Origin of the sequence: Streptococcus sp. HMSC067H01 (genome assembly GCF_001814775.1) — a bacterium.
Lineage (GTDB): Bacteria > Bacillota > Bacilli > Lactobacillales > Streptococcaceae > Streptococcus.
Map to the genome: position 1 here is coordinate 14,492 of NZ_KV817804.1, position 13,937 is coordinate 28,428.

Annotated in this window: 14 protein-coding genes; all 14 read left to right on the forward strand. The window is 30.6% G+C overall.

What is annotated here, in order from left to right; all coding sequences use genetic code 11:
• Positions 1–6: 6 nt before the first annotated feature.
• The 14 genes from HMPREF2987_RS07975 (at position 7) to HMPREF2987_RS08035 (ending at position 13,922) form a co-directional block, all read left to right on the forward strand.
• The gene (locus HMPREF2987_RS07975) at positions 7–435 is read left to right on the forward strand and encodes a phage holin family protein (protein ID WP_075230077.1); all 429 of its coding nucleotides are present in this window, start codon (positions 7–9) and stop codon (positions 433–435) included.
• Positions 425–1,369 (forward strand): N-acetylmuramoyl-L-alanine amidase family protein, encoded by a 945-nt coding sequence (locus HMPREF2987_RS07980; RefSeq protein ID WP_000451462.1) that lies wholly within the window; start codon positions 425–427, stop codon positions 1,367–1,369. The genes HMPREF2987_RS07975 and HMPREF2987_RS07980 overlap by 11 nt, the downstream gene beginning before the upstream one ends.
• Before the next feature lie 169 nt (positions 1,370–1,538).
• Complete coding sequence (locus HMPREF2987_RS10455; protein WP_162837937.1) at positions 1,539–1,667, forward strand: putative holin-like toxin; 129 nt, start codon at positions 1,539–1,541, stop codon at positions 1,665–1,667.
• Positions 1,668–2,010: 343 nt separating this feature from the next.
• A complete protein-coding gene (locus HMPREF2987_RS11045) occupies positions 2,011–3,252 on the forward strand; it encodes a recombinase family protein (protein ID WP_075230078.1) in 1,242 nt (413 codons plus the stop codon).
• Positions 3,215–4,507, forward strand: a complete 1,293-nt coding sequence (locus HMPREF2987_RS07990; protein WP_075230079.1) for a recombinase family protein — start codon at positions 3,215–3,217, stop codon at positions 4,505–4,507. Before HMPREF2987_RS11045 ends, HMPREF2987_RS07990 begins: the two co-directional genes overlap by 38 nt.
• Before the next feature lie 81 nt (positions 4,508–4,588).
• Complete coding sequence (locus HMPREF2987_RS07995) at positions 4,589–6,322, forward strand: DUF262 domain-containing protein (RefSeq protein ID WP_075230080.1); 1,734 nt, start codon at positions 4,589–4,591, stop codon at positions 6,320–6,322.
• A gap of 26 nt (positions 6,323–6,348) precedes the next feature.
• On the forward strand, positions 6,349–7,116 hold the full coding sequence (locus HMPREF2987_RS08000; RefSeq protein ID WP_075230081.1) for a hypothetical protein: 768 nt from the start codon (positions 6,349–6,351) through the stop codon (positions 7,114–7,116).
• A 346-nt stretch (positions 7,117–7,462) separates the two neighbouring features.
• The gene (locus HMPREF2987_RS08005) at positions 7,463–7,630 is read left to right on the forward strand and encodes a hypothetical protein (protein ID WP_006148479.1); all 168 of its coding nucleotides are present in this window, start codon (positions 7,463–7,465) and stop codon (positions 7,628–7,630) included.
• A gap of 81 nt (positions 7,631–7,711) precedes the next feature.
• Positions 7,712–9,430, forward strand: a complete 1,719-nt coding sequence (locus HMPREF2987_RS08010) for a kinase (RefSeq protein ID WP_075230194.1) — start codon at positions 7,712–7,714, stop codon at positions 9,428–9,430.
• A 152-nt stretch (positions 9,431–9,582) separates the two neighbouring features.
• Positions 9,583–9,927, forward strand: coding sequence for a hypothetical protein (locus HMPREF2987_RS08015; protein ID WP_075230082.1), 345 nt, complete (start codon positions 9,583–9,585; stop codon positions 9,925–9,927).
• Between the two features lie 75 nt (positions 9,928–10,002).
• Positions 10,003–11,286: a cellulose synthase gene (locus tag HMPREF2987_RS08020; protein WP_075230083.1), complete on the forward strand. Its 1,284-nt coding sequence runs from the start codon at positions 10,003–10,005 to the stop codon at positions 11,284–11,286.
• Positions 11,287–11,339: 53 nt separating this feature from the next.
• Positions 11,340–12,110, forward strand: coding sequence for a hypothetical protein (locus tag HMPREF2987_RS08025; protein ID WP_075230084.1), 771 nt, complete (start codon positions 11,340–11,342; stop codon positions 12,108–12,110).
• Positions 12,111–12,138: 28 nt separating this feature from the next.
• Positions 12,139–12,756: a DNA alkylation repair protein gene (locus tag HMPREF2987_RS08030; RefSeq protein WP_075230085.1), complete on the forward strand. Its 618-nt coding sequence runs from the start codon at positions 12,139–12,141 to the stop codon at positions 12,754–12,756.
• Positions 12,757–13,178: 422 nt separating this feature from the next.
• On the forward strand, positions 13,179–13,922 hold the full coding sequence (locus HMPREF2987_RS08035; RefSeq protein WP_075230086.1) for a CPBP family intramembrane glutamic endopeptidase: 744 nt from the start codon (positions 13,179–13,181) through the stop codon (positions 13,920–13,922).
• Positions 13,923–13,937 lie beyond the last annotated feature (15 nt).

Here is a 13,937-nt window from a genome sequence, read left to right on the forward strand (position 1 = left end):
TTAAAAATGGATATTGAATTGTTTAATTTTTTAAGAAAGCTCATCGAAACAGAAGATGGGCTTATTTTGTATGCGTTAGGGTTGATTGTCATCATGGAAATTGTTGATTTTGCATCAGGAACATTTGCTGCAATTGTAAATCCTGATGTTGAGTATAAGAGTAGAATTGGAATCAATGGATTAATTCGAAAAGTCTTAGGGATTTTTATGTTACTGTTATTGATTCCGATGTCTGTTTTGTTGCCTGAAAAAACTGGATTTATGTTTCTGTATTCGATTTATATCGGATACCTAGTTTTTACTTTCCAATCACTAATTGAGAACTATCAAAAAGTAAAAGGGAATATTCTACTTTTTAAACCAATTTTAAAAGCTTTTGAACATCTAACTGAAGGAAAGTCTAACGATGATAAGGAGGATAATCATGGAAGTTGATAAAAGTAGATTACGAACAAATCTTCCTCAAATCGGTGAGCAACCCTATCGACAAGTTCATGCTCACTCTACAGGTAATCCTAACTCAACAGCACAAAATGAAGCGGATTACCATTTACGTCGTCCAGTTGAGTCAGGATTTTTCTCCCATGTGGTAGGGAATGGTCGTATCATGCAAACTTGGTTAGTAGACCGAGGTGCTTATGATGTTGGTGGCGGATGGAATGTTGAAGGTTACGCTCAAGTTGAACTAATAGAAAGTCATGAATCTAAAGAAGAATTCATGAGAGATTATCGACTTTATGTCAAGCTATTACGTGAGTTAGCTGACGAGGCTGGAATCCCTAAAACTCTAGATTCTAGTAGTCTTGCTGGGATTAAAACTCATCAATTTTGTACTTACAATCAACCAAATAATGGAAGTGATCATGTAGATCCCTATCCATACCTTGCAAAATGGGGCATCAGTAGAGAACAGTTTAAGAAAGATATTGAATCTGGTCTAACTGAAGGAAACTGGAAACGAAACGAAGTTGGTTGGTGGTGGGAAGAAGCAGATGGCTCTTATCCAAAATCTCAATGGAAAAATATCAAAGGAGAATGGTTCTACTTTGATAATAGAGGCTACTGTTTCATCAATAAATGGTTCAATGATGGCAAGGATTGGTTTTATTTAGATAAGCGTGGTGCCATGGTTACTGGTTGGATGCATATCGATCATCGTTGGTACTATTTTAAGTCGGATGGTAGAATGGCTAAAGGTTGGGTAAAATATCGTGAAACTTGGTATTACTTGGATGAAAAAGATGGGGATATGAAATCTAAGCAATTTATTAAATCAGGAAACGGATGGTACTATCTCAAGTCTGATGGTTCGTTATCAGTAAAACCAGAATTTACGATTGAACCTGATGGTTTGATTACTACTAACTAAGAGTTTGTAGATACTACTCTTTGTAGATACTACTCTTAAAATAAATCTTTAAACAAAATAAACCACCGAAGTTGGTGGTTCATGTGGTATAATATCTATTGTAGAAAAGTGAAGACGGTGGCTCCTTATACCGAAAGAGAGGTGATGCCTATGTGCAGTTCATCAAAATCTGACGGAAAGGAGGGGCACTCTTTTGACCGCATTTGAAGTTGTACAGACAATACTTGGTTTTGGTAGCTTTACCATTACTTTGATTGGCTTGTGCTATAAAATCTTCAAAGACAAGGACAAAAAATAATCCGTCCCCACTTTTGAGCGAGTAGGACGGATTAAATCTGTTATACGAGCTACCGTCTTTTTAACGGTTCTACATTGGAGTTGAGTTGGTAGCTCAGCTCCTTTTTCTATGTTTATTATAACATATTGCGATTAAATTTCAAATAAAAAATCTAAGCCTGGTGAAATACATCAGGCTTTTTCTTTTTGATTTTTTCTTAAACCGGAAAAATCTATCTTGAAAGTACCTATTTAGGTAAGAGGACAATAAAGACATTTTGTTAAAGTACAGGGTTGCTGATTACTTGACTAATATAGCGTTTAGAGGGATATATAGTGTGTAAAAACTTCTTGTAGGAGGAAAAATGAATATAAAAAAAATTGAAGCAAAGAATAACAAAAGAAAAAAGAGAATTTGTGCATATGTTCGAGTTTCTACAACCAACGGAAGTCAACTTGATTCGCTAGAGAATCAAAAAGTTTATTTTGAAAAGTTGTATGCTGAACGTGATGATGTTGAGTTTTTGGGTGTTTTTTGTGACAAAGGGATTTCGGGTTCAAAGTATGATAGACCTGATTTTCAAACTATGTTAGATGCTTGTAGAAAAGGACAAATTGATGTTATCCATACTAAGTCAATATCAAGGTTTGCAAGAGATCTCATCAATGTTCTTGAAATCAGTCGAGAATTAAAAACTCTTGGTATTGATATCTTTTTTGAAGAGCAGAATATCCACACTTTATCCAATGAAGGTGAAGTTGTCTTGACTGTGTTAGCAAGTTTGGCTGAGGAAGAGTTACAAAGCATGAGCGGAAACCAACGATGGAGTTTTCGTAGAAAATTCCAGAAGGGAGAATTACTCATTAATGCTAAACGGTTTTTAGGGTATGATTTAAACGAAAAAGGTGAACTTGTTATAAACAAAGCAGAAGCGCAAATAGTAAGAACCATCTTTTATAGTTATTTAGAAGGAATGGGTACACATAGGATTGCTAAAAAACTTAACGAGGGCAAGGTTCCAACTGTAACAGGAAAGAAATGGTATGACAGCACAATTCGTAATATCTTAAAAAACGAAAAATACAAAGGTTCTTTACTACTTCAAAAATACTTTCATGACGGTGTAAACGGTCCAAAGAAATTAAATCAAGGACAGGTTGAACAATACTATATCGAAGATAATCATGAAGGAATTGTTTCTAAGGAAATATGGGAGAAGGTTCAGGTAAAAATGAAAAGACGTTCTCGGATCCAAGGTACAAATAAAACCTATAAATTTTCCAGAATGTTAAAATGCCAATATTGTGGTTCAACATTAAAAAGACAGGTATCTTATAAGAAAAAGATTGTTTGGTGTTGTTCCAAATATATCAAAGAAGGAAAAAATTCATGTAAAGGTATGAGAGTCCCTGAAAGGGATATTGAAGATTGGAAACTAAGTTCACCGGTAATTGTATTAGAAAGGATAGAAGATGGAGAAAAACATTACGGTTATACCGGCCAAAAAGCTACAGCAAACGGTCATATCTCAAACTCGGAAAAAAATCAGAGTAGCCGCTTATTGTCGAGTGTCTACAGACCAAGACGAACAGCTATCAAGTTATGAGAATCAGGTTAATTATTACCGTGAATATATCTTAAAACATGAAGATTATGAGTTAGTAGACATCTATGCGGATGAAGGGATCTCCGCAACTAATACAAAAAAACGTGATGCTTTTAACCGCCTAATACAAGATTGTAGAGGTGGTAAGGTGGATAGAATTTTAGTTAAATCTATTAGTAGATTTGCCAGAAATACATTGGACTGCATCAAATATGTGAGAGAACTGAAAGAACTAGGTATTGGAGTAACGTTTGAAAAAGAGAATATTGATAGCCTAGATTCAAAAGGAGAAGTACTACTTACCATTCTATCGTCACTCGCACAGGATGAATCGAGATCCATTTCAGAAAACTCAACTTGGGGAATTCGTAAGAAATTTGAGCGTGGTGTAGTTCAAGTAAATACTACAAACTTTATGGGATATGACAAAGATGAAAAAGGAAATCTCATTATAAACCATGAACAAGCTAATGTCGTAAGGTATATATTCGATAGATTTATAGAAGGGTATAGTCCAGAATTTATTTCAAAAGAGCTAAGAAAACAGGAAATACCAGGTTGCACAGGTAAAGCAAAGTGGTGCCCAAGTGCTATATGGAAAATGCTTCAAAATGAAAAATACAAGGGTGATGCTTTGCTTCAGAAAACCTATACCGTTGATTTCCTGACGAAGAAAAGAATTGATAATGATGGGCAAGTTAATCAATACTATATCGAGAACAATCATGAACCAATCTTAGATAGAGAAAAGTGGGAGATTGTTCAGTTAGAAATAGCAAGAAGAAAGAAATTTAGAGAACAACATAAGCTCCAATTTTATATCATGCAGAAAGAAAACAATCCCTTTACAACAAAAGTATTTTGCGCCGAATGTGGTTCAGCATTTGGTAGAAAAAATTGGACTACAAGTCGAGGTAAACGTAAGGTATGGCAGTGTAATAATCGATATAGGATCAAAGGCCAGATTGGATGTTTAAACAATCATATCGATGAGGAAATGCTCGAGAAAGCTGTTATGATGGCTGTAAGTATTCTTAAGGAAAATAGAGAACTTCTTCAAAGTAAATGGAACAAACTTATGGAAACTGATAGCAGTTTAAAACAGTATTATAGTGATCGACTTAGAGAAATAGTTTCTAGACATAAATGGGATTTTAATGGGGTTGAAATGTGCCGAATTTTACATAGTATCACAATTTCAGAAAAAGGCGAGATTAGTGTTAAATTTCTTGAAGGCACAGAAGTTAATTTGTGAGTAACTGTAACTAGTAAGTTGCAGTTTTTTAATTTGATTAATGATATAATAGTATAAAATAATATTTAAGGGGATGTTAAAATGCCAAAGGGTTTTCAAACTCCTATAACCATTAAAGAAGCTATTGATAAAATTGATGAAAATAAATATGTTTTGCCAGGTATTCAACGACGTTTCGTTTGGGGAAAAAATCAAATTGAACTACTTTTCGACAGTATTATGAGAGATTACCCTTTTAATTCATTGATGTTGTGGGAAATAAATTCTCCTCAAATAAAAAATAATTATAACTATTATTCTTTTTTGAGAAAGTATAAACAAAGATTTGAAGTTGAAAATGAAATGATTAATAAAACAGCTTCCGATGATGATTTTTTTGCTGTTATTGATGGGCAACAAAGACTAAATAGCTTATACCTTGGTTTAAAAGGAAGCTATACAATGAAAAAACCTCATAGACCTTGGGTAGATAAATCTGATTACTTTGAAGAACAGTTTTTATATTTAGATATTACTTCGGAATACCAAAGTGAATCAGATATCGACAGAGCATATAATTTCAGATTTTTGACGAAATCTGAGGTTGAGAATAGTAAAGATAAAACTTGGTATAAAGTAGGTGATATTCTTCAAATAAATCCTGATGACATATTTGAAGAAATTAGTTATTTTGTTGAAAAACAATTAAATATAAAAGATAAAAAATACGCACGTAATACACTAAGTAAATTAAATAAAGTAATTAGGGAAGATAAAATTCTTAATTACTACTTGGAAACCGAACAAGACCTTGATAAGGTATTAGATATATTTATTCGCACAAATGACGGTGGGACTAAATTAACATTTTCAGATTTGTTAATGTCAGTTTTAACGACTCATTGGAAAGAGAGTAGAGATGAGTTCGATGAATTGATTAAGGATGTCCGTAGCTTTGGTGATTTTAATATTAGTTCGGATTTAATAATTAAATCTATTTTAATGTTGTTTTCTAATGATATTAAAAATAGAGTAAAAAATTTTGATGAAGAATTATTAAATTCTGTAATTAAAAATTGGTCTAGAATAAAATTAAGCATTTCCAATACTTTCCAAATGTTTTATAGGATGGGATTTAATTCTCAAACTTTTCCAGCACTAAATGCTGCAATTCCCATTATTTATTATGTTTATAAAAATAACTTAGAAGAAGAGATTATTAAGGTTAGATTCTTTGGTAGCACAAATCATAAATTGATTAAACAATGGCTTATTTTATCTTTCCTGAAGAGAATATTTGGTGGTCAATCCGATACTGTTCTTGTTGATCTTAGAAAGATTATTAATGAGAATAGCAGTTCTAGTTTTCCTTTGCAAGTTATTATTGATAAAGCTAAATCAAATCCAACAAAAAACTATAACTTCGACACTGAATTTATTGACGATTTGTTTGAACGGACTTACGGTGGAGATGTATTTTTTGTACTATCATTATTTTATCAAGATTTAGATTACTTTAACCAAAATTTCCATGTTGACCATATTCATCCTCAAACACTATTCAAAAGAAAAAATAGCTCTTATAGTGCCATGATTGAAAGAGTTGGTAAAAATTGGAATAAATTGGGTAATTTGCAACTATTAAATAGTGAACTTAATACAGCAAAAAGTGATAACGATTTACCTACCTGGGTTAAAAATAATGGTATTTCTAAGAAACGACTATTTATTGATGAGTCAGTAAGTTTGGATTTTTCTGATTTTGAAGAGTTTTATATAAACAGAGTTCTAAATATGAAAGAACATTTGAGAACTATTTTAAATGATAAGTGGTAATATAAAAATAAGCTTGGAGAAATCACATGAGAATAAATAAAATATGTTTAGAGGAACAATTTAATTACGACGATATATCAGAATCTGAATTAAAAATTATCTTTGAAAAAAGACTAGAAGAAGCAATAGAAAAATCAGTCTTTAAACCACCTTTCTGTATACCATACAGTCGTAGTAATTTTAAAGAGGATATTATTCTTAATGATGAGGTGGTTCATGACAAATATTTTACTTTTAAAAGATATTCAGAAAGTGAACTAGTAGAATATGCATTAAAGCATAGAAATAATATTCAATTACATATCAATTCTATGTCAAATTTGTGGCTGGATGAATATCCAGCACCAAATGAATCAGGTCGTATATTTATGGTATCCGATAATGGACGGCATCGTAGTTTAGTTTTTAAATGCTTAGGTTTGAAATATATAGAGGCAAACATTCGATATCTTAATAAAAAGAAAAGTAGTTGGAGATATTGGTTTGATAAACCAAATAGCTTTATGATAATGTTATTGAAATGGCTGATTTTTAACAAAAGGATTGAGGTTGAGTATTTAGATAGTCAAACTTATTTGATCACAGATTCTTTAAATCTAATTCCATGGATTTTACCAAACTCAGAAATTTTTAAAGCATCAGCTATTCGAAAAGATATGTTGAAACGACTAAACTCTGTAGAAAAATCATTCGGAAAACAGGATTTTGATGATGGTTTTATAAGAAAATCATTTCTTTTGTGGTATATAGATGTTCTAAGAGTAAATTTTATTATTTATCTAAAAAAATTGTAATAATTTTACTTTGAATCAGAATCTGTATGCTAAGCTTCTAGTATCAGATTAATACTTTTGATTGTCTATACAAAAACTTAGACTCGTTAGTTTTTAGTTAAATGATTAACAGGTTTAAGAATAAGACCTTAGTGGTTTCTTATTCTCATAAATTGATTTTATATAATTCTCACGATTTAAATATACTCTGTTTCATTACCAATTTTAGTGTATTACACTTTAAAGACATTGACAGATTTAAATCTCTGAAGTATACTAAAGTAGTCCAGTGGGAACATTGGATAGGGCAACGATATACCCACCTATATATATTCTTGGCTTTAAAGCCTGAAAGGAGGTGTGTGCTATGAACTTAACTGTCTTAATTGACTGGAAGTTCGTTGTTGCCCTTGGCACAGCTGCGGTTGCAACCATTTTCGCTTTGAATATGGATTCTTCAGCAGCTGAGCGTGTTTCAATCCATGCGATTGAAGCTACTAAGGAGTTTGCAGTTGCTACTAAAAGCAACTGTTAACTCCTATATACTTGGAGAAGCACATAATCTTAGGATTTGATGCTTTTTTATTTTATAAAAATATTCAAGGTTAGAAGAATAATGAAAAAAATTGACTGTTCATATATATATAAAGAAGAAATTGATAAAAATATAAATATGCTAAAGCATTTTATAGAATCTTGGGTGAAATCTCAGTCTATCCGGAATGAAGAACTTTTTCAATTTGCTGATGATGATTTCTATTTTTATCGTTTCACAGTAGAAAGACAGGAAAAAGCTGCTAAAATATTACTAACTAACATCCTTTGGAGGGTACTGAAGGAGTATAATATACCTGTAGAATATTCAGATGATGCTCCATTTATTTTTATAATTAAAGAAAATCATGAACGAATAGGATATAGGTTAGCAGATTTCCTTGAAGATGAAGATATCAATAGTATTCTTAAATCTAATCATGTCGATAAAGCGATTATTCTTAGAACTTCAAAAGGTAAGCAAACAAATAAATTAATTGAGCTAGAGAATCAACAATATAAAGATACAAATGTAAATATAAGAGCATTATCTATTCATGAATTTTATTTAAAACAATTTGGTGAAGAAGAATATAAAGCGTTTATTGATTCCGTTGATAATTACCTAAACGTTACAAAGGAAATCACAGGTTATAAATCAGTTAAATTTCTTTCTAAAATGAATCTGGCTTCAATAAAAATTTTTGAACAGAAAAAGCTTAGAGATTGGGATTATTTGAATTACAGGTATCAGATTATTAATGTAAGTGATAAGAAAGTCCAGAACTATTTATATCTCACTCAAAAAGATATAATTTTTGAAAATCTGGATGATATGCATAAATCATATATTTTCGATAAATTATATGAAACAATGGTAAGTTCGAACGAATATGCTACAAGTTTTATAACATCGGAATGGCTTTATGATTCGTTTAAGGGTAAAAAGAACTTTGATTACACCTCTGTCGTAAGTGGATACTTAAAGTCTATTGAACAGTTATTGTATAAGATTGTTATGCTCAATATTGATAACGATTGTAAAATAGCTATGAAGCAAGATATGTTGAAAAAAGCTTTCAGACAGAATATCCCAGTTTTTGAGCTGATTGATAACAAATTTAATAAAGTTCCCAGAAATAAGCAGGGAAACAATTATAGGTTCACAAACTATCCATATATCGAATTTACGGAACATCAAAAAGAATTCATGGATAGTTCTATTGGAACTTTTGAGTATTTTTTAAGATGTAATAAGCATATTTTTTCAAATCCGGATAATGCAAAAACAGTTACTGACATGATTAGTTGTTTTAGAATTGAATGTCGAAACGGTTTCTTTCATACTCATAATTTAAATGATTGGGATTTAGTTGAAAAAATACATAGAAATGCAATCTACCTTTATTTCGTTTTATTGGGATCATGTATTATTCCAGAAGAGAGGAAACATGAGTTAAATCTTATTCACCATGATCAATTTGATGAACTTTGTAAAAAAATCCGAGAATTCAAGAAGTATAATATATATTTTGAATTTGAATATGACGATGGTATAAAACAAAATCTAGTATATGATATTCATAATAACACTATTGAATTTAATGATGATGATGTAGAACATTATGATGGTCTTTTATTCTATAAAGTAGACGAATTTCAAGATTCTCTTAAAAAGATTGATAAAGGTGAGTTAGAAGATAAAAAGCTTTATTTAACTAGAGATAATTTACCGAAAAAGATTTTTGGAATCCATAGAAAACATCGTAACTATGAATCCGAGGAGATTAGTTTTGATTGATAGTAAATTTTAATTGAATAGATTATTAGCCTTCGGAGTACTATGCGCCACATATTAATTTTATTGTTAGAGAAAACAACTAGATAGCATCGAATTAAGATATTTTTACATAGATGATATTGCATTTTGAATTATAACAAAGGAGAACTAACATGCCGAAATATACCGACGAAGATATTAGAAAATTAAGTAAAATCACATTAAAAATTGCTGGTGATTATTTAGGTATAAGTTCACAGGCAGTTGCTATAGGTCTTAGAAATAATCTTCTTCCAATTGGTTTTGCTATTCATAATGAAGAAAGAGACAGACGTTTCACTGAGAGTTGGTCATATCATATTATTGCTGAAAGAATGATTTCATACAATCACGGTAAGCTATCAGAGATCCGTGTTGAAAATATTGAAACTAGTTTAGATAAAATTATAGAGGAATTTAACGTTTTAAAACAAGATCTACTTTTTATATTAAGCGAAAATGCAGAAGTGAAGAATTAGAAGTTTTTGAATTTGCGTTTTCGCTTGGTAAATATAAAAACAGTGATGTAAAATATAAGGGTAAAGGTGTTTCAAATGAAGATGATAAAGACGTTTTCTAGAGAGGAACTCTATGAAGAAATCTGGGAGATAAGTGCGAAACAAGTTTCATTGAAATATGATTTAAGTTATTCTGACTTACTCAAGAAATGTAAAGAATTTGAAATCCCAATTCCAAAGGTGAGTTATTGGTATCGTAAGAATACTGGACAAGACCTAAGTGAACTTATCGTTCCATTACCACAAAATGATGTAAATGAGGTTCATATTGATAGAAAAAGTTTAAAGAACAGTAGAATTAAAGCTGCTAAACATAAAGAAGATAGTACAGAAGATAAAAAAGAAGATACTGTTAAACTTGATACAACTAGTATAAGAAGTTCATTATCATTTATAGAGGACGATAAAATAGAACGTATTATTGAAGCAGTTTCAAACCTAAACCAGGCTCCAAATAAGAGATTACATAAATCTGTAGCTAATCTAAGAGATAAAATTACAGAGTGGAATAAGAGGGAAAAAGCAGCTTCTTATCCTTACTTTGATTCTAGGCACAGATATAATGATTTAAAAGAACCTAAATTTGTAAAAAGTATTTCACTAAATTCTCTTCCACGTTTATATCGCTTTTTAGATACACTAGTTACTGTTATTGAAAAAATCAGCGATAATGTAACTTCAAATTGGGATATTCAAATTGAAAAGGATATTGTTCGTTTTGAAGTTATAGAATCAACAGACAAAGTAACTCATGAATTAACAAAAGAAGAAGCTAAAGAACTAGCAGAGTACAATGATAGCGTTAAGTTTAATAGATATGCTTTTAAACCAAGAATAAAGAAGTATGACTATATTCCAAATGGAAAATTTCGATTTAAGATAATAGATGGTAAATACATTAAAGATACTAAAGAATTCACACTTGAACAATCAATACCAGAAATAATTGTTTTAATTTACCAAGAGTATTATAAAGTTAAGAATTTACGACTTGAACGTGAAGAGAGAGAAAGACTATACGAAGAAGAACAAGAGCGAAAAAGAAAATTACAAAATAGAATCGAAGAAGAGAAGAAGCGGACAATGTCTCTTCTGAATATGCTAGAAGATTTTCAAACAGCAAATGATTTAAGACTGATGGCTGATAGACTGGAGATAGCGGGGAAGCTTAGTAAAGAAGAAATTGATTGGATTAGATCCAAAGCTGACTGGATAGACCCAATAGTTTCTTCAACAGACGAATTGTTAGGAGTCAGAAATCATGAAAATTCTAGAGAACTAAAAGAACAATATCTAAGTGAGAAAAGGTACTACTGGTAACTTTGTTTTTCAAATGTTTATTATGGAAAGCTGTAAATAATGGAGTTATAATTATGACAAATAGTTCAACAATTAATGAGTTTATAAAGAAAACAAAAGAAGCTTTAGCTATATCTGAGCAGGATTCAAGACTTGGAGTTAGAGGCTTTGAATTTGATAACTCAACATCTGAAAAAGATTGTGTTCTTGTTATTGGTCTAAATCCTGCAGGAGATAACGATGATACAAACAATGAGAAAACTAACAGGACATATCTATATAGTTTAAAAAAGTCTATTAAAAGTAAATATGTTTATAATAAATACTATAAACCTATATATGAACTAATGAATGATATCTTTGATAATGATGCTAAATGGCATTGGTGTAATAAATCATGGGATATTTTAAGTAAAGAATTAGAACATTCTGAGGACAAAAATTTTTTAGATGAGATACATGAAGAGTATTTAAATCACCAGAATAGTAAAGTAACAATCTATATTGGAGATATGTTCTACTACCATCAAACAAGTTCTAAAAAACTTCCACTAATAAAATCAAAATCTTACCCTGAATACTGCAAAGAAATGTTGGAACTTCACATTGAGTCTCTTATAGAAGCTGATAAAAATATAAAATTTGTATACATAAATAATTCACAAGTTTCTCAATGGTTGTGTGATAGTTATATAAAGACATTTACAGTCTTCGGGGACAGAGATATTCCTGTTTTCTTTGGTGGAATGGTTTCAGGTGGTAGAATGGATTTATTTTCAAAGAAAAGATTAGGTCATGAGATAAAAAATTATTTAAATAAACTTGAATCAAAAATAGAAAAATAATTAAAATTCAGTCACGAGGGCAAGTAGCATGAAAGAATATATTCTAAATTTAGAAAAAGAATTTTCTTTAATTGAAAATGAATTTAAAGAAGAAGAGAAAAGAGCTCTTGCTGACAATCTATCAAACGATAATGCGTATACTAAAGAATTAGCATTTCTAGCATTTAAATCCAATGTATATCAAGTTAGAATGTACAGTGTATTTCTTTTTGGATACTTATCAGAACAAGATGATATTTTAGCTTTTATGCGAGATGAAGTTTCAAAAGATGATAATTGGAGAGTTCAGGAAGTATTGGCAAAGGCATTTGATGATTTTTGCAAGAAAATAGGATATGAAAAAGCACTTCCAGTAATTGATGAATGGTTAAAAAATAATAATCCTAATACAAGGAGAGCAGTAACAGAAGGATTAAGAATATGGACAAGCAGACCATATTTTAAAGAAAATCCAAACGAAGCTATCAGACGAATTGCAGCATTAAAAGAAGATTCTAGTGAATATGTTAGAAAATCAGTTGGCAATGCTTTAAGGGATATTAGCAAAAAATTTCCAGAGTTGATAAAAGAAGAACTTGATGGTTGGGATATTAATAGTAAAGAGATTCAAAAAGTTTACAAGTTAGCAAGTAAATTTATTAAGTGACAATTATCAGCTATAAAGTTAGAAAAAGATACTTTAAAATATTTTCATTCTATAGTTTAAGTTTAAACATCAACTCTATCCCTTTCGTTCTATAATATAGGAGTATACTAGCACCACATGTTGAGGCAGTATCACTGCTTGTACGAGCTGAGGTATCAGCGAAGTAGAAGCAGATGTTCTGCCCATGGGATAGCTGTCGTAGAGTAAGGAGTTTACGACGAAACGATACGGCAACAGCGAACCGCCGAGTGTGTTGCTCTGCTCGTAAAAACCTAGAAACCTTTGAATGAAAGGGATAATGAAAAGCCTTGATTGTAAGGCTTTTTTGCATTTTTGTGATAGAATATAGGTAGTTATAATCGACAGCAACTTAGAAGCAGTAAAAATATTATTCATAAAATAATCAAGATAAGGGCAATAAAATGACAGAAATTGACAAAAAGAATTTTAAAAATTATCTTTATTGTACATTTGGAATTACTTATATAGCTTGGGGGAGTCTTGCCATCTTTACGCAATCTCATATTTTTGGATTAGAAACGATTATAGGAAGAACTTTACATATAGTAGGTGCACTTGGACCAGCTATTGCAAGTGGCTTTTATTTGAAAAGGAATAATATAAAATTTAAACATTTTGTATTTAGTAAGAAAGAAAATAGTAGTATTTATTTCATCATTCATTTGTTAGCAATTTTGATACTATTTTCTGTATCTTCCTTAGAATTAAATGAAGTATCAATTTATCTGATGCCATTATTCTTTATACAACTAATTTTTTTTGGTGGTGGACATGAAGAATTAGGATGGAGAGGAATATTACAACCCTTACTTGATAAAAAATATACTTATTGGCAATCTAATTTGATTGTAGGATCAATTTGGGGAATATGGCATCTGCCTTTATGGTTTATAGTTGGAGAAAGTCATCAAGGCTTTCCTTTCATTTTATTTTTTATATATACATTATTTTTAAGTTTTGTTTTTGGGCTTCTTTACCGTCAAACGAAATCTGTGGGATACTGTATATTATTTCATGCGTTCGCAAATTTGTTAAATCTCTATTTTGTGTTAAAAATTAATCTTATTTTTATTATCATTTTTATTGGTTATTTGATTTATACTATATTGGCTAGTAATAGAATTAGTAAGGAAACAACATTTTAAAATTTAGATCAGGAT

Coding starts and splice junctions, on each gene's coding strand:
- HMPREF2987_RS07975 (WP_075230077.1), top strand. CDS start 7: ATGGATATTGAATTGTTTAATTTTTTAAGAAAGCTCATCGAAACAGAA.
- HMPREF2987_RS07980 (WP_000451462.1), top strand. CDS start 425: ATGGAAGTTGATAAAAGTAGATTACGAACAAATCTTCCTCAAATCGGT.
- HMPREF2987_RS08010 (WP_075230194.1), top strand. CDS start 7,712: ATGAAAAAAATTGACTGTTCATATATATATAAAGAAGAAATTGATAAA.
- HMPREF2987_RS08020 (WP_075230083.1), top strand. CDS start 10,003: ATGAAGATGATAAAGACGTTTTCTAGAGAGGAACTCTATGAAGAAATC.
- HMPREF2987_RS11045 (WP_075230078.1), top strand. CDS start 2,011: ATGAATATAAAAAAAATTGAAGCAAAGAATAACAAAAGAAAAAAGAGA.
- HMPREF2987_RS08000 (WP_075230081.1), top strand. CDS start 6,349: ATGAGAATAAATAAAATATGTTTAGAGGAACAATTTAATTACGACGAT.
- HMPREF2987_RS08025 (WP_075230084.1), top strand. CDS start 11,340: ATGACAAATAGTTCAACAATTAATGAGTTTATAAAGAAAACAAAAGAA.
- HMPREF2987_RS08030 (WP_075230085.1), top strand. CDS start 12,139: ATGAAAGAATATATTCTAAATTTAGAAAAAGAATTTTCTTTAATTGAA.
- HMPREF2987_RS08005 (WP_006148479.1), top strand. CDS start 7,463: ATGAACTTAACTGTCTTAATTGACTGGAAGTTCGTTGTTGCCCTTGGC.
- HMPREF2987_RS08015 (WP_075230082.1), top strand. CDS start 9,583: ATGCCGAAATATACCGACGAAGATATTAGAAAATTAAGTAAAATCACA.
- HMPREF2987_RS07995 (WP_075230080.1), top strand. CDS start 4,589: ATGCCAAAGGGTTTTCAAACTCCTATAACCATTAAAGAAGCTATTGAT.
- HMPREF2987_RS08035 (WP_075230086.1), top strand. CDS start 13,179: ATGACAGAAATTGACAAAAAGAATTTTAAAAATTATCTTTATTGTACA.